The 14,815-nt window shown below is 63.2% G+C and carries 12 protein-coding genes and 2 pseudogenes; 10 read left to right on the plus strand and 4 right to left on the minus strand.

All coding sequences use genetic code 11. The features are described 5' to 3' along the window. Positions 1 to 10: 10 nt before the first annotated feature. Both BN1233_RS27095 and BN1233_RS27100 read right to left on the minus strand, forming a co-directional pair. Complete coding sequence (locus tag BN1233_RS27095) at positions 11 to 541, minus strand: TRAP transporter small permease (protein ID WP_046866753.1); 531 nt, start codon at positions 539 to 541, stop codon at positions 11 to 13. A gap of 11 nt (positions 542 to 552) precedes the next feature. Beyond that, on the minus strand, positions 553 to 1,536 hold the full coding sequence (locus BN1233_RS27100) for a TRAP transporter substrate-binding protein (RefSeq protein ID WP_046866754.1): 984 nt from the start codon (positions 1,534 to 1,536) through the stop codon (positions 553 to 555). A 380-nt stretch (positions 1,537 to 1,916) separates the two neighbouring features. On the opposite strand from BN1233_RS27100, the gene BN1233_RS27105 reads away from it, so the two are divergent. Together BN1233_RS27105 and BN1233_RS27110 are read left to right on the plus strand one after the other, a co-directional pair. After that, a complete protein-coding gene (locus BN1233_RS27105) occupies positions 1,917 to 2,486 on the plus strand; it encodes an amino acid synthesis family protein (protein WP_147707575.1) in 570 nt (189 codons plus the stop codon). After that, positions 2,483 to 3,694, plus strand: coding sequence for an amidohydrolase family protein (locus tag BN1233_RS27110; RefSeq protein WP_244471045.1), 1,212 nt, complete (start codon positions 2,483 to 2,485; stop codon positions 3,692 to 3,694). Before BN1233_RS27105 ends, BN1233_RS27110 begins: the two co-directional genes overlap by 4 nt. A 276-nt stretch (positions 3,695 to 3,970) precedes the next feature. Here BN1233_RS27110 and BN1233_RS27115 read toward each other — a convergent pair whose 3' ends face one another. Next, positions 3,971 to 4,573: a helix-turn-helix transcriptional regulator gene (locus tag BN1233_RS27115; protein WP_046866756.1), complete on the minus strand. Its 603-nt coding sequence runs from the start codon at positions 4,571 to 4,573 to the stop codon at positions 3,971 to 3,973. Between the two features lie 215 nt (positions 4,574 to 4,788). On the opposite strand from BN1233_RS27115, the gene BN1233_RS27120 reads away from it, so the two are divergent. From BN1233_RS27120 to BN1233_RS27155, 8 genes and pseudogenes are all read left to right on the plus strand, one after another. After that, positions 4,789 to 5,874, plus strand: coding sequence for an extracellular solute-binding protein (locus BN1233_RS27120; protein ID WP_046866757.1), 1,086 nt, complete (start codon positions 4,789 to 4,791; stop codon positions 5,872 to 5,874). An 18-nt stretch (positions 5,875 to 5,892) separates the two neighbouring features. Next, entirely contained in the window at positions 5,893 to 6,990 is a 1,098-nt protein-coding gene (locus tag BN1233_RS27125) for an ABC transporter ATP-binding protein (RefSeq protein WP_052763948.1), read from the plus strand. Then, entirely contained in the window at positions 6,965 to 7,876 is a 912-nt protein-coding gene (locus tag BN1233_RS27130; RefSeq protein ID WP_187144382.1) for an ABC transporter permease, read from the plus strand. Before BN1233_RS27125 ends, BN1233_RS27130 begins: the two co-directional genes overlap by 26 nt. Positions 7,877 to 7,888: 12 nt before the next feature. Further along, positions 7,889 to 8,674, plus strand: coding sequence for an ABC transporter permease (locus tag BN1233_RS27135; protein ID WP_046866758.1), 786 nt, complete (start codon positions 7,889 to 7,891; stop codon positions 8,672 to 8,674). A gap of 11 nt (positions 8,675 to 8,685) precedes the next feature. Then, positions 8,686 to 10,758, plus strand: coding sequence for a hydantoinase/oxoprolinase family protein (locus BN1233_RS27140; protein ID WP_046866759.1), 2,073 nt, complete (start codon positions 8,686 to 8,688; stop codon positions 10,756 to 10,758). Next, positions 10,745 to 12,751: a hydantoinase B/oxoprolinase family protein gene (locus BN1233_RS27145; protein ID WP_048710291.1), complete on the plus strand. Its 2,007-nt coding sequence runs from the start codon at positions 10,745 to 10,747 to the stop codon at positions 12,749 to 12,751. Before BN1233_RS27140 ends, BN1233_RS27145 begins: the two co-directional genes overlap by 14 nt. A gap of 67 nt (positions 12,752 to 12,818) precedes the next feature. After that, on the plus strand, positions 12,819 to 14,405 hold the full coding sequence (locus BN1233_RS27150; RefSeq protein WP_046866760.1) for a gamma-glutamyltransferase family protein: 1,587 nt from the start codon (positions 12,819 to 12,821) through the stop codon (positions 14,403 to 14,405). A 97-nt stretch (positions 14,406 to 14,502) separates the two neighbouring features. Next, positions 14,503 to 14,646: pseudogene (locus tag BN1233_RS27155) on the plus strand (transposase); the annotation flags it as partial. Positions 14,647 to 14,681: 35 nt separating this feature from the next. Here BN1233_RS27155 and BN1233_RS47320 read toward each other — a convergent pair. Next, a pseudogene (locus BN1233_RS47320) lies at positions 14,682 to 14,815 on the minus strand (IS3 family transposase); the annotation flags it as partial.

Below are 14,815 nucleotides of genomic sequence, written 5' to 3' on the forward strand. Positions count from 1 at the left end.
GGCAGGTCGGTCAGACGACATGCGCATCAGCGGCGGCGTCCTGGGTGGAGCGGGAGCCGGCCGAGATGATGAAGTGGAGTCGCTCGATCGTGCGAAGGCTCATCAGAAGCCCTCCGATCGGCATGATCAGTTGCGGAATCCACATCGGGACCTGCACGGTCCCGAGTGTGCTGTCGCCGAGCAGAAGGCTCTCTTCGATCAGGAGAAAGCCGGAGTAGGTCAGATAGACCGAGACGACCAGTATGATCGTCATCGCGATCAGCTCGAGCACGAGCGCAACGTTGGCTGGAACGATATTGCTGAGGATATCGATCCGCACGTGAATGTTGCGCTTTATGCCCAGGCTGGCGGTCAGCATGACACTGAAGATCACGCAGAACGTCGCCATCTCATAAAGCCCGCTGATGCCGATGCTGAACACGGAACGCAGCACGATCTGGAGGAAGACGAGGAGCACGGAGACGAAGAGGAAAAGGCCGCCGACCTGGGTTTCGAACCAGTCCCAGAATCTGACTGCGCGCTGAACGAAAGCCGTCCCCATGCTCCCTTCTCCTAGTGAGATTGTTGCACGTCAGTGATCATCTTCTTGACCTCGTCCGTCGAGGCAGCCCAGACATTCTTCGCGATGTCGGTCCAGACCTGGCGCTGATCCGTGGTCAGGTCGAGGATCTTCATGCCTCCGCTCGCCAGCGCGGCCTCCGACGCACGGATGTTGTCCAGGGTCTGCTCCTGATTCCACTTCTCGACCTCCTTGACCGCGCGCATGAAGGCCTCCTGCTGGGCGGCGTCCATGCGCTCCCAGCTGCGCTTGTTCATGGCGACGCCGTATCCGCCGACGCCCCAGAGCGCGCGCGTCATGGTTGTGAGCACCTCGCCCCAGCGAGCGGGCGCAGTGTAGGTCGGAGTGGTGATGACGCCGTTCACCACGCCCTGCTGGAGGGCGAGATACACCTCGGTGGCAGGCATGGTGATGCTCGTGGCGCCGATGTTCTGCAGCATCATTTCGATCGGCTTGGACGGCGCGACGCGCACCTTCTGGCCCTTGAGCGCGTCCGGGGTCAGCGCGGGCTCACCCTTCGTGAAGGCGTAGACCGGTCCATCGTGCCAGATCGACAGGCCCTTGAGCCCGCGCTGGTCGAGTTTGCCCAGGAGCGTCTGGCCGATGGGCCCGCCGAAAACCTCGATCGCCTGCTCGGGCGACTTGAACAGGAAGGGCTGGTAGAAAATGTCCCACGCCGCGTCGATGGCCGAATAGTAGCTCGTATAGGGCGCAATGATATCGACCTGCCCGCGAACCGCGGCACGAATCTCCTCCGTCGTCGGGACCAGCTGTCCGCCCGGGAACACGTTGATCTTCACGGTCCCGTTCGAGTATTTCTCGACCAGCTCCGCGAGCTTGTCGGCTGACCGCCCCTTGATCGCGGTGGCCGGCGCCTCGTGCGCCAGCTTCAGAACCACATCGGCAGATTGCGCGCCGCCGCCGAACCCGATCAGCGCGGCCGCCCCGAAAACGGCGGCAAGCCAGTTCCTGGTCATTCGTTCACTCCCTGAGTCTCTTATGGCCTCGTCGGAGCCGGGCTCGTCGACAATCTTGGCAGACGAGCGTCTGGCCCCACCATCATAAGACGCCGTCTCGGATGGCGCCCAGTTATCCTAGATCACCTGATTTCCGACGGTCAACAATCAGAATTCAGGAGTGCGATGTAGCGCCGAACGGGTGAGCATCATCGCTCAACCCTGCTGACTTGACTCCGCCGATCCAAGCCATGTCCTCTCGCGATGGTCCCCTCGGCAATCCTGCTTCCCGGTCGACAGGCAAATCAGCGCCTGAAAAATATCGCTGCAAGTCTGTGGACCCTGAAACTGAGATAGGACAATAATTGCCGCGTCGCAGCCATTCTCTTGGAGATCCCGTCGTGAAGCTCACCATCCGCCGCTCCTGGACAGTCACCGAGGTGAAATTCGAGGAGGCCGGGCAACCGGCCAAGGTCCCCCTCCGGAAGGTCGCCGTGGTGGCCGTCGTGCAGAATCCCTTCGCGGGACGGTATGTCGAGGACCTCACGCCAATGATCGAGGCCAGCCGGGAGCTCGGCCGACAGCTCGCCGAGGAGGCACGGGTGGCCCTCGGACCGCACGAGGTGCAGAGTTACGGCAAGGGCGGAATTGTCGGCGTCGCAGGCGAGCAGGAGCATGCCAACGCCCTGCTGACGACGGTATTCGCGGAGCCGTTCCGAGAGGCGGCCGGCGGAGGCAAAGCCTGGATCTCATCGATGACGAAGGTCGCCGCCGCAGGCGCCTCGATCGATATCCCGATGAACCACAAGGACGATGTATATGTCCGCTCGCACTATGATGGCATGAGCCTGACGTTGCCGGGGGCACCCCTGCCGGACGAGATCGCCATCATCTTCTGTCTGTCCAACCGCGGCCGGCTCAATGCACGTGTGGGTGGACTCACGCACGAGGCCGTGGCGGCCAGGGCATGACGATGAGCGCCCTGTTCCAGACCGCGATCGTCAACATCGGAACGATCATCACCGGCGACCTCGCCGAGCCCGTCATTGCAGGCGACACCATCATCTGCAGGGATAGCAGCATCGCCATTGTAGGGACGGCGAGCGCGGCGGACGTCGAAGCATGCGACGTGATCATCGACGCCGCGGGCGCGGTCGCCTGCCCGGGACTGATCGACTCGCATGTGCACATCACATTCGGCGACTACACACCCCGACAGAAGACGGTTGGATTTCTCGAGAGCTACACCCACGGTGGAATTACGACGGCCATCAGCGCATCCGAGGTTCATGTTCCGGGCCGACCGGGCGATCCGGCCGGTGTGAAGGCTCTCGCCATCGCGGCACGCAAGTGCTTCGAGCATTTCCGTCCCGGCGGCATGCGCGTCCATGCGGGCGCGGTCATCCTCGAGCCGGGCCTGACGCGCGAGGATTTTGACGAGCTCGCCCGCAATTGCGTGCGGCTGGCCAAGGCCGGGTTCGGGGCGTTTGCGAGCCCCTACGACTATGCGCCGTTTGTCCGGATGGCCCGCGAGAGCGGCATGATCACCATGGCCCATACTGGCGGCTCCTCCATCCCGGGCTCGTCGGGCATCTGGGCCGATCCTGTGCTCGCGATGAATCCGGACGTGTCCTTCCATGTGAACGGTGGCCCGGTCGCAATGCCGGACGCCGACTTTCCCCGCTTGGTCAACGAATCGGCGATCGCTCTGCAGATCTGCACGGCGGGCAACCTGAGGACGGCCTTGCTCGTCGCCCGGCTGCTTGAGGAGAAGGAGGCCCTGGAGCGCCTGCTCGTCGCGACCGACACTCCGACCGGCAGTGGCATCATGCCCCTGGGCATTCTCTATACCGTGAGCCACCTCGCCTCCCTCGGCGGCATGGCGCCCGAGATCGCCATCGCTGCGGCAACCGGCAACAACGCCCGCGTGTATGGCCTCAACAGCGGCATCGTCGCTCGCGGTCGGGACGCCGACATCATCCTGCTCGACGCCTGTGCCGGAGGCGCGACGGGCGATGCGCTGAGCGCGTTGCGCAATGGCGATATCGCTGCCGTCGGAGCAGTCATCACCGACGGTCGGCCGAGATTCGTCGGACGCAGCCGCAATACGCCGGCTCCGACGCGGTCGATCCGGGTAGCCCGCACAACAGTGATGAACGATTTCGCCGCACATCACTGATGTCGGGAGGCCCAGCAACGCCTTTCGCACCCGATCTTCGCCTTGTGTGCCCCGTCGGGGTGGGAGAACTTGGATCATCCAGTGCCATCGATGTGGAATGGAAACGCCACGCTTCGTGTGTTCGTCAGCGTGAGCCGCATGCACCGGGAGCGGTAGTGGCGTGGTATGCCGCGGTCATGTCGTGGCGTCCCGTCCACGGGCACGCAGGCTCACTGCTAACGAGGCGCAGCCGGCCCACCAAGGGCTTGCGGCAATCGCTCGCAACAGACTGAAGCTTCATCTCAGCAAGTCATCCATTGCTGTGATCCTCATCGGACTCGCATCGCGCACCCTGAGGTAGCTCGCCTCATCGATCTGGTGGATCTCACTCACCAGGAGGATTTCCCCGTCTGAAAGCATGGCGGGAGTCCAGCAGCATTCGCTGTAGCGCAGATCGGCAATGCCGGCCGGCCGCCACGGATTGACTACGGTAACGCTTGCGATCTCGCCCCTGAAGAACCCGACCGTCAGCGCCTCCCGCCACTGCTGCTCCAATACATCAGTGAACAACACGCGATAATCCAGGTGCTGGAGCTGGACGGGTGTCACGCCGTGAAGCATGGCAGCGTTAAGGGAGGCTGCGTGATTGCGACCGTTCCTGTCGGCCAGTTTCACAGCCATGAGAGAACAGCGGATCCGGTGATACACAATGCAGTCGTTGCGGAGAGTCGCCGAGATAAGGTCGCGCAGCTTTCTCTGAATGCTGAGGTCAGGGGTGTGATTTCCGCGCTCCCATCGGGAGATCGTTGCCTGCTCGACGCCAAGAACCTCCGCCAGGGCTGCTTGTGTCAGCCCATTGATCATACGGTACCGCTTGATCAGGCCATCCCAGGCACTCATTCATTCAGCCTTATACGCATATATTCGCTCTGACCTCGGTTCCTTCCCCCAGTTATGATCAGCATCATGGGGTAAGGATCATCAGGATTTCAAGTGGGCCGGGGTGCGATCCGGATGGACCCGGAGATCGCGCCCCGGCGCCCGGCGAAAGCTCCTGCTGGCCGCGCCCACCTTTGGATGCCCCCGTCAAGCGCTTTGGAGCATCAACCCATGCAATGGCTGAGCCAACTCGCGAGGACGTCATGAGCAACGGAATTTCAAGGCGCGAAGTCCTCACCATGATCGGGTCAAGCGTGATGGTGGGGGCGGCGCTTACCAGCCAGAGCCTGATCACGCCCGCCTTCGCTCAGTCCCGCCCCTTCACCTGGGCGGCCACCGGGGGCACCTGGGGCGACACGCTGAGGCGGATCTTCGTGGAGCCCTTCGCCAAGGCACAAGGCCTTGAAGCCGTCCATTCGGCACAGCTCGAGTCCGTGGCGGCTTCCAAGATTCTGGCGAGCTGCGGAAACCCGCCGTTCGATGTCTCGAACGGCCCGCAGGCGGATTATGACCTGCTGAACGCCTCCAGCTGCCTGGAGGCCTACGACCCCTCAATCGTGACCGGGCTTGGCGACATCTACCCGGAGGCCAAAGAGGGCGATTTCTATGCCGCCTTCAATATCCTCCTGTTCGGCATGTGCTGGAATACCAAGGAAGCCAAGCGGCCAGCCTCGTTCAAGGATCTTCTGCTCAACGACTACAAAGGTCTGGTCGGCATTCCTGCCTACGGCTGGTACGGCATGGCCTGGCTGCACGCCGTCAACAAGGAGCTCGGCGGAACCGAGGACAATATCGACCCCGGCATCGCGGCCGTGGCCGAGATGGTGCGCAAGAACAAGGCGGTCGTAGTCGAAAACGCCGATCACGGCACCCGCCTGATGGAAAGCGGCGAGGTCGTCATGATGCCTTACTGGAACGGGCGGACGGCGCGACTCCAGGAGGCCAAGATCCCGGCCGCTTTCGAGATCGTGCCCGGCACGGTCCTGGTCGGCAGTGGCTTCTCGATCACCAAGGGCAGCCCCTACACGAAGCAGAGCCAAGCCTTCGTCCAGACTACGTTGGATCCGCAGAAGCAGCTCGAATTCACGAGGTGGTCCAAATACCCGCCATCCAACAAGACGCTGAAGCTGCCGCCCGAGCTGGAGGGAATCGCGATCCCGCCGGGTGCTCTTGAGAAGACCGCCAAGCTCAACTGGAAGAAAGTGAACGAGCATCGGTCCCAATACCTGGAGCGGTGGAACAAGGAAGTCCTAAGCGCCTGAGTGCGGGGTCGTCACGTCATGGACATCGGTCGCAATGCGATGCTCGACGTCGTCTCGCTCACCAAGAGTTATGCCAATTCCGTCACGGTCGGGCCGCTCTCGTTCACGGTCCAGCAGGGCGAGTTCTTCTCGCTCCTGGGACCGAGCGGATGCGGCAAGTCCACGACCCTTCGATGCATCGCCGGGTTCGAAACGCCAACCTCCGGCCAGATCTTCCTGGGCGGGGAGCGGCTCGACATCAAGCCGGCCTACAGCCGCGAGCTGGGGCTCGTGTTCCAGAGCCATGCACTGTTTCCGCATTTGAATGTAGCGGGAAACGTCGCTTTCGGACTCGCGATCCGGAAGATCCACGCCGATGAGATCCGCCGTCGTGTCGAATGGGCCCTGGATCTCGTCGGTCTCAGCGGGCTCGGAAACAGGATGCCGTCGCAAATCTCCGGAGGGCAGCAGCAACGCGTGGCCCTTGCCCGCTCCCTGGTGCTGAAGCCGCCGCTGCTGCTTCTGGACGAGCCGCTTTCCAGCCTCGACCTGAAGCTCAGACAGCAGATGCGAGACGAGCTGCGTGCGCTTCAGCGACAGCTCGGACAGACAACAATATTCGTAACCCACGACCAGACCGAGGCGCTCGCCATGTCCGACCGGATCGCCGTCCTGTCCAATGGACGGATCGAGCAGGTCGGAACCCCGATCGAGATCTATCGCCGGCCCGCTTCGCGCTTCGTGGCTGGCTTCATCGGCCAGTGCAACATCCTGGACGGCCTTATCGAGAGGCGTGAAGGCTCGACCGCGCGACTGCGGATCGGCTCCGGCCACTTTCTCATGGCGCGACTGCCGGACGACGCGACGGTGAAACCCGGTGATTCGGTCTGGGCCGTGGTCCGCCCGGAGGACGTCACCATCGGCGGGACCGGGACATCGGAAGGCGGCTCGCCCTTCACGGGCACGGTGCGGGATATCGAGTTCCTCGGCGAGGATACCCAGGTGCGCATCGACGTGCCCGGTCTGCCATCTCTGACCGCGGCCTTCAAGACCACTCGCGAGGCCGCATCCAGAATCGCCTCGCCGAACGTGAGTGTTCGAATCGATGTCGATGACGTCTTTGTCCTTCACCGATGAGCTGCCGCGGATCGACTGGCACGCCAGGGTGCCACTCTGGGTGTGGCTGCTCGGGCCATACATCGTCCTGCTGGTCGGCGGTCTCCTGCTGCCTGTGCTCTATCTCGGCACCATCAGCTTTCTCACCTACAGCCCGCAATCGATCTGGTTGATGCTGCCAACAGCCGGGAACTACGCGCGGCTGCTTGACACTTATTATGTCGAAGTCGTCCTGCGGACTCTGCGTATCGGCGCCGTTACGACAGTCGCGTGCTTGATCCTCGGTGCGCCGCTTGCTTACTGGCTCGCCCGGTGCTCACGGCGGATGCTGGCGGTCGGCCTCTTCCTGATCGTCATGCCAATGATGGTGAGTACGGTTATACGCGCCTTCGGCTGGATGATCCTGCTCGGCCGTAATGGTCTCATCAACCAGATCTCGGTCGAGCTGGGGCTCGGTCGCTGGCTGTTCGTCATGAACACGGAAGCCGCCGTGGTCATCGCACTGGTGCAGATCTGCCTCCCACTCATGGTGCTGCCGACGATGGCGGCGGTCGAGAAGATCCCCATCTCGCTCGAGGAGGCCGCCACCAATCTCGGGGCCAAGCCTTTCCAGCTCTTCCGCCGAGTTGTCATCCCGCTGGCCATACCGGGACTGGCGTCGGGCGCGGTGCTGAGTTTCGTGGTCGCCATCAGCGTCGTGATCACCCCTGCCCTCATGGGTGGCCGCTCCAACCGGATGATCGGCAACGAAATTTACGACCAGGTCATCACAGCGATGAATTGGCCTTTCGCATCGGCGATGGCAGTCGTGCTGATCGCGATCGTGATCGCCCTGATGGTGTTCAGCCTGTGGGTGGGGCGCATCCTCGATCGGCGGGCGGTCGCGGCCACAGCTGGTCAAGGGTGAGGGAGGGCCGCCATGTACTCGAAGAGCCCATTCCTGCGGGTATTCGTCGCTCTCGTGTACCTCTTCCTCCTAGCCCCGATTATCGTGGTCGTGCTGGTCTCGTTCAATCCGACGTCCGGCTTCCGCATCCCGACAACGGAAGTCTCGTTCCGCTGGTATGAGAAGTTCTTCGGACTTGCGGCCTTCCGGGACTCGCTCTTCCTGATAAGCCTGCCTGTCGCGACGATTGCCTCGGTGCTCGCCACGACGATCGGGACCTTGGCTGCGATCGGCTTGGCCCGATCCCGGATCTTCGCCAGGGATGCGGTCGAGAGCTTCTTCATGCTGCCGCTCCTGATCCCCAGCATCCTGCTCGGAGCGGCTCTCTATCTCGTGTATGCCAGCCTCGGCCTGGCAGGCAGCTTCTGGGCTATCACGGTCGGGCACACGCTGCTCGGAGTACCATATGTGATCCGCGTGGTCGGCGCGGGCCTGGTGGCGGTCGACAAGCGGCTCGAGGAGGCAGCGATCAGCCTTGGCTGCACGCCAACGCAAGCTTTCGTCCGCGTAGTCCTGCCCATCATCAGGTCCAGCATTCTGAGCGGAGCGATCTTCGCGTTCATCGTATCGTTCAGCGACATCAACCTCGCGTTGTTCGTGGCTGGGCCCATGACCACGACTCTGCCGATCCACATCTTCTCTCAGATCTTCTGGGAAGGAGATCCCGCCATCGCGGCTGCCTCCACGGCGCAAATCGTCATCGTCGGCGGCCTGATGCTGCTCATGCAGCGTCTCTTCAACGTCAGAATGAGCTTCTAGGAGGAATCCCCATGTCCCGCTTGCGGATGGGTGTCGACATCGGCGGCACCTTCACGGACTTCGCTTTGCTCGATGAGGCCACCGGACGCATTACGGCGCTGAAGTATCCCTCGGACCGGAGCCATCCTGCGGCCTCGGTGTTCGGAGGTCTCACGGAAATGCTTTCGAATGCCGGGGCCTCGGCGGAAGACATCGGCTATTTCAGTCATGGCACGACATTGGCGGTCAACACGATCCTGGAATACAACGGTGCTCGAACCGCGCTCCTGGTGACGAAAGGATTGCGGGATATCCTGTATATCGGCCGTCATCGTCTGCCGGACATTTTCAACTTCTTCACGGCGGTGCCTGAGCCGCTGGTCCGCAGGGCTCATGTGCTCGAAGTGCCCGAGCGCTGCCTTGCCGACGGGACGATCGCGCTTGCCGTCGACCGTGCCATGATGATGGCAGTGGTCGAGCAACTCCGCGAAATGAAAGTCGACGCCGTGGCAGTCGGATTTCTGCACAGCTACCGCAACCCTGCCAACGAGAACGAAGCCCGGCGCCTGCTCAACGAACTGGCACCCGACCTGTACGTCTCGCTCTCGAGCGAGATATGGCCTCAGATGCGTGAGTTCGAGCGCACGCTCGCAGGGACCATGAACGCCTACATCGGGCGACGCATGGAAACTTACTTCGTCGATCTGGAAGCGGGATTGCGCAGCGAGTTTCGCCTCTCCGCCCCGGTCCTCAGCACCAAGTCCAACGGCGGTGTCATGACGGCTGCGGAGGCGGCAGCCCGCCCGACCGAGACCCTGATGTCCGGCCCCGCGGCCGGCGCCATCGGAGCCGCCTTTGTCGCGAAAGCCGCCGGGTTCGAGCGGCTCATCACGCTCGACATGGGCGGCACCAGCACCGACGTCGCCATCATCGACGGCGAGCCGCGGTATTCGACCGAGAACCAGGTCGGCAACTTCCCCGTCATCATGCCGGCAGTCGACGTAACCTCCATAGGCGCGGGCGGCGGCTCGATCGCCTGGATCGATAACTTTGGCGTTCTCAAGGTGGGACCGCGCAGCGCCGGTGCCCGACCGGGTCCGGCTTCCTATGGTCTGGGCGGACGCGACGCCACACTGACCGACGCCTTCGTGAGTCTCGGCATCATCGAGGCGGGCGAGTTTGCCGGTGGCCGAATCATGATCGACCGGGACTTGGCCAGGACTGCCGTGGGCGCGCTCGCGGACCGCCTCGGCAAGACCGTCGAAGAGACCTCGGAGGCCATAATCCGGATCGCAACTTCTCACATCTATTCAACCCTGGTTCCGCTGCTTGCCCGCAAAGGTGTCGACTATTCCGACTACGCATTGCTGCCGTTCGGCGGCGCGGGGCCGATGCATGGGCTGCTGGTTGCCCGGGATATCGGGATCGAGAAAGTCATCGTGCCGCTGCATCCTGGCGTACTTTGCGCCACCGGAGCCCTCGTGGCCGATGTCCGTCGCGACTTCGTCCGCACCGTGCACCGGCGCTTCGACGCACGTGATGGAGCGGACGTGATCGAGCAGATCCGCGCTGCCTTCACGGAGCTGGAGGCCCAGGGCGGCCGCTGGCTGGACGAGCAGGAGCTGAGCTACGTGCGGCGACGGTTCCAGCGCTTCGCCGACATGCGCTACCACGGCCAATCCTTCGAGATCTCGGTCGTTCTCGACGACGTCGACCTTGCTGCGGGCACAGGCGCCCTCGTTGGGGCATTCCAGCAGGAGTACGAAAAGGTCTACGGCTACGCCAATGCCGGCGCGGTCTTGGAGGTGCGCGATATCCGGGTTGTGGCAGTGGGAGAGACACCGAAGCCGAGGCTGGAGACCCTGGCGATCCAGTCAAGCGACACGCCACTCGAGGCCGCGGTGACCGAGAGGCCGATATTCCATGACGGCCGGCTGCAGCCTGCCCGTTTCGTCGACCGCGCGCATATCCTACCCGGTCGTCAGATCCTCGGTCCGGCTATCATCACTCAGTACGATACGACCACATTCGTTCCGGCCGGCTATACGGCCACCACGGATGCATTCGGCAATCTTATCGCGGAGGCGAACAATGGCGATCGATAAGGTCCTCCTCGAGGTCCTCAACAACCGCTTCACCGGCATCGTCGAGGAGATGGGCTATGTCATCCATCGGGCGGCGTTCACGACCTTCGTGAAGGAGACCTGGGACTTCGACAGCGCGCTGGTGACCACGGACGGAGAGGTCTTCGCCTATCCTCGCAACATCGGCGTCACCAACATGCTGTCCATGAGCATGCGGGCGGCGATCCAGTGCTTCGACAGTTATGAGCCAGGCGACGTGGTTCTCACCAACGATCCGCTCACCGCAAAGGGCATGTCCACGCACCTGCCCGACTACATGATGTTCAGGCCCATCTTTTCGCAAGGCCGGATCGTCTGCTTCGCGTGGTGCTTCGTGCATTCATCTGACGTCGGCGGCATCGTACCCGGCAGCATCGCGCCGCACGCCAGCGATCGCTTCCAGGAGGGCGTGGTCATTCCGCCCGTGAAGCTCTTCAAGGCCGGTATACTCGACGAGGAGATGCGTCGCTTCATATTGGCCAACTGCCGCATTCCTGATCAGAACTGGGGTGACATCAGCGCGTTGACGGCCGCGTTGACGACTGCCCAGCGACGCATGGAGGACTGCTTCGCTCACTATGGCGCGGACAATGTCTCCGCTCTGATAAAAGGCCTTCTCGAGTACGGCGAAGCCAGGGCACGGGCCGTCATCGCGGAGTTGCCGGACGGCCGTTACACGTTCTCCGATTATCTCGAGGGCGATCTCCTCAAGACCAACCATGTCCGGATCAATGTCACGATCGAGAAGTCCGGCAGCGACATCGTGATGGACTTCAGCGGAACCGATCCGCAGGTGAACGCCGCTTTCAACTTGCCCACTCATGGCATGCTGAACCAGTTCCTGGTGCTTGGAATCGTGAACTTCCTGCGGACATCCGATCCCGGCATACCGTTCAACCGTGGAATGGTTCGGCCGATTTCCGTAAAGGTTCCCGAGGGCAGTATCCTCAATCCCACCCGTTTCGCAGCAACTGGTATTCGCTACACGACGGCGCTCCGCGTCTCCGATGTGGTCATGGGAGCGTTGAGCCAGATGGCGCCGGATCGAATTCCGGCTGCCGGCTCCGGCCAGTACGGCCTCCTCACGCTCAGCGATCTGGAGCCTGAAACCGGCACCTACGTGGTCCACGTGCTCGAGCCGCTCCAGGGCGGTTCCGGCGGACGGCCCGGCAAGGACGGAATCGACGGCATCAACTTCTCGGGTGGCGCGTTGCGCAACGCACCGATCGAGTCGCTCGAGCTCGACAGCCCGATTTTTGTGACCGGCTACAAGCTCAACGATGCGGTCGCGCCGGGCCGCTGGCGAGGGGGTAGCGGGATCATGTTCGAGTTCCAGCTCCTCTCCCCGCACGCACAGATCTCGTCACGCGGCTGGGACCGCTTTCATCTGCGGCCCTGGAGCCGGGATGGCGGAAGTGGCGGAACGCTCGGAGCGACGGCTATCCTTGACTCGCAGGGGAACGAGCGGCGGATTCCCAAGATCGAGGTGTTGAGGCTCGCGCCGGGCGAAACGGTTCGCATCGTCTCGCCTGGTGGGGGTGGCTTTGGCGACTCGTTCTTGCGCGATCCGGCCGCAGTGCTGCGCGACGTCGAGGACGGGTTCGTTACGGTTGTTGAAGCGCGCGAGCAGTATGGCGTCGTCATTGTCGACGGGAAAGTCGACAATGTTGCCACCGAGACGCTTCGGCGAGCGAAGGGCGCGCAGGGCGCCTCCCATGAGGCCTTTGACTTTGGCCAGGAACGGCGTCTTTACGAAGAGAAGCTGCCACAGGCCTTTCAGGATCTGGTGGTCCGCGTCCTTTCCGGAGAGCCGGCTTCGAGCCGTCTCTACCTCCGCGACATCATCTACGAGCGCTGCTTCCGGTCCGGCCACGAGGATCTCGACGAGGCGGCCCTGCGCCACATGATCTCCGATCTCGGGGAGGCGACTCGCCGGCCCGTTCTGGGCTGGCCTCGCCTTCGAGCAGTAAGCTGAAAAATGGCAAGCATTGGGGCAGCGGCTCATCCGAGCCGCTGCCCGCGCCGTTTCTGGAGGGACAGGAATGAGGAATTTCACGCGGCCTGGCCGCTCGATGGCAGTCGCATCCGAGGGCATGGTCGCCACCTCGCATCCGGTCTCCACCCTCGCTGCGCTGGAACTGCTTCGCGAAGGCGGCAACGCCATGGACGCGGCCCTCTGCGCAGTTGCGGTTCAGTCCGTAGTCGATCCCGGCATGACCGGCATTGGCGGCGACACGTTCGTGCTCTATTCGCCGGCGGCGGGGATTCCGCAAGCGTTGAATGGCTCGGGCCGCGCTCCAGCCGGGGCGGATGTCGGCTGGTATGCCGAGCGATGCCCGTCGGGCATCGACCCGGAATCGGTCCATGCTGTGACGGTTCCGGGCGCAGTCGATGCCTGGTGCCGGCTGCACGCGGAACACGGCATAGTCCCGATGGAGCGCATCCTGCGGCCCGCGATCGAGGCCGCACAAAATGGCTACCTGGTCACGCCGCGCGTCGCGTACGACTGGAAGCGGAATGCCGCCAAGCTCGCGCGTGATCCGGACACCCGCGCCCAGTTCCTGCCCGGCGGCAGAGTTCCAGAGATCGGGGATCGGATCCGGCAACCGGCGTTGGCCGAGACCCTGCGGCTCATAGCCCGCCGCGGCCGCGCTGCATTCTATGAAGGAGAGGTTGCGCGCGAGATCGTTACAAAGCTGCGCGCTGGGGGAGGCTTCCACGAGGAGGCGGACTTCAACGCTCAGACTTGCGAAGCCTGCGCCCCGATCAGCACACGGTATCACGGCTGCGACATTTATGAATGTGCGCCCAACGGTCAGGGGATCGCGGCCCTGATGATGCTCCGCATGCTCAAGACCCTGGAGTTCGGCCCGGTATCGGGATGGTCGGAGGCCGACGCGATCCATGTCCTGGCGGAAGTCACCAAGGCGGCCTATCGGGCGCGAGACATCCATATCGGTGACCCGGCTCACATGCGCGCCGATTTGGCATGGCTGCTGTCAGGGGAGCGGGCGCAGCGGGCTGGCGCGATGATTGCGATGGACCGTGCCTCGCCCGCAGCGACGTTCGATGCAGTCGAGCACAAGGACACGGTCTATGTCGCCGTCGTCGACCAGGACCGGAATGCGGTTTCGTTCATCAACTCGCTGTTCGCTGCGTTCGGAACCGGCATCTATGCACCCCGGTCAGGCGTCCTGCTGCATAACCGAGGCATCTCGTTTACGACGCAGCCGGATCACCCGAACGCGATCGCTCCTGGTAAACGGCCCCTGCACACCATCATACCCGGCATGGTCGTGAAGGACGGTCGCGCCGTGATGCCGTTCGGCGTCATGGGAGGTCACTACCAGGCAACGGGCCATGCTCACTTCCTGACCCGTGTCCTGGATTGGGGCGAAGACATCCAGCAGGCCTCGGAAGCACCGCGATCCTTCGCATTCGCCGGTCGGCTTCAGCTCGAGTCGACAATACCACCTGACGTCGCCGAGGAACTCGTCCGACGAGGCCACGACATCGAGTGGATGGAGGCTCCGATTGGTGGCTGCCAAGCGATCCTCATCGATCATGATCGGGGCGTGCTTTACGGCGCCAGCGACCACCGCAAGGACGGCATGGCTGCAGGTATCTAACCCAGGTACAGACTAGGGTCCGTTGACATTCATCGACTTGGTCGGGATTCCCTGGTGGTGGCAAATCAGATTCAAGGCTGGCAAACGGAGGTCAGCCTTGGGTCGCAGTGTGTTGAGCGATGCGCAGTGGGAACGGGTGGCGCCGCTGCTGCCCGGCAAAGCGGGCGATCCGGGCCGCTCGGGCACCGACAACCGCCGCTTTCTCGAGGCAGTGCTGTGGATCGTGCGCACCGGCGCGCCCTTGGCTGGCCCCCATGAGGTGGTCCGCTGTCAATGTTAGTGCATGATTGGTTTTGGCGCCACGGCCGGGGTGGCCGGCGGAGCTGGGCGGGATTGCGCAGCCGGCCATAGCACGGCCTCGGGTGCGGGAGGCCTGTAGCCCAACGATGAATGTGGGCGGGCGGAATTGT

The sequence above is a fragment of the Microvirga massiliensis genome (assembly GCF_001006805.1).
Classification (GTDB): domain Bacteria; phylum Pseudomonadota; class Alphaproteobacteria; order Rhizobiales; family Beijerinckiaceae; genus Microvirga; species Microvirga massiliensis.

Excerpts from the sequence above, each read along its gene's own strand:
- BN1233_RS27115 (WP_046866756.1), bottom strand. The coding sequence starts at position 4,573 with ATGAGTGCCTGGGATGGCCTGATCAAGCGGTACCGTATGATCAATGGG.
- BN1233_RS27145 (WP_048710291.1), top strand. The coding sequence starts at position 10,745 with ATGGCGATCGATAAGGTCCTCCTCGAGGTCCTCAACAACCGCTTCACC.
- BN1233_RS27140 (WP_046866759.1), top strand. The coding sequence starts at position 8,686 with ATGTCCCGCTTGCGGATGGGTGTCGACATCGGCGGCACCTTCACGGAC.
- BN1233_RS27120 (WP_046866757.1), top strand. The coding sequence starts at position 4,789 with ATGGCTGAGCCAACTCGCGAGGACGTCATGAGCAACGGAATTTCAAGG.
- BN1233_RS27110 (WP_244471045.1), top strand. The coding sequence starts at position 2,483 with ATGACGATGAGCGCCCTGTTCCAGACCGCGATCGTCAACATCGGAACG.
- BN1233_RS27095 (WP_046866753.1), bottom strand. The coding sequence starts at position 541 with ATGGGGACGGCTTTCGTTCAGCGCGCAGTCAGATTCTGGGACTGGTTC.
- BN1233_RS27100 (WP_046866754.1), bottom strand. The coding sequence starts at position 1,536 with ATGACCAGGAACTGGCTTGCCGCCGTTTTCGGGGCGGCCGCGCTGATC.
- BN1233_RS27150 (WP_046866760.1), top strand. The coding sequence starts at position 12,819 with ATGAGGAATTTCACGCGGCCTGGCCGCTCGATGGCAGTCGCATCCGAG.
- BN1233_RS27125 (WP_052763948.1), top strand. The coding sequence starts at position 5,893 with ATGGACATCGGTCGCAATGCGATGCTCGACGTCGTCTCGCTCACCAAG.
- BN1233_RS27135 (WP_046866758.1), top strand. The coding sequence starts at position 7,889 with ATGTACTCGAAGAGCCCATTCCTGCGGGTATTCGTCGCTCTCGTGTAC.
- BN1233_RS27130 (WP_187144382.1), top strand. The coding sequence starts at position 6,965 with ATGACGTCTTTGTCCTTCACCGATGAGCTGCCGCGGATCGACTGGCAC.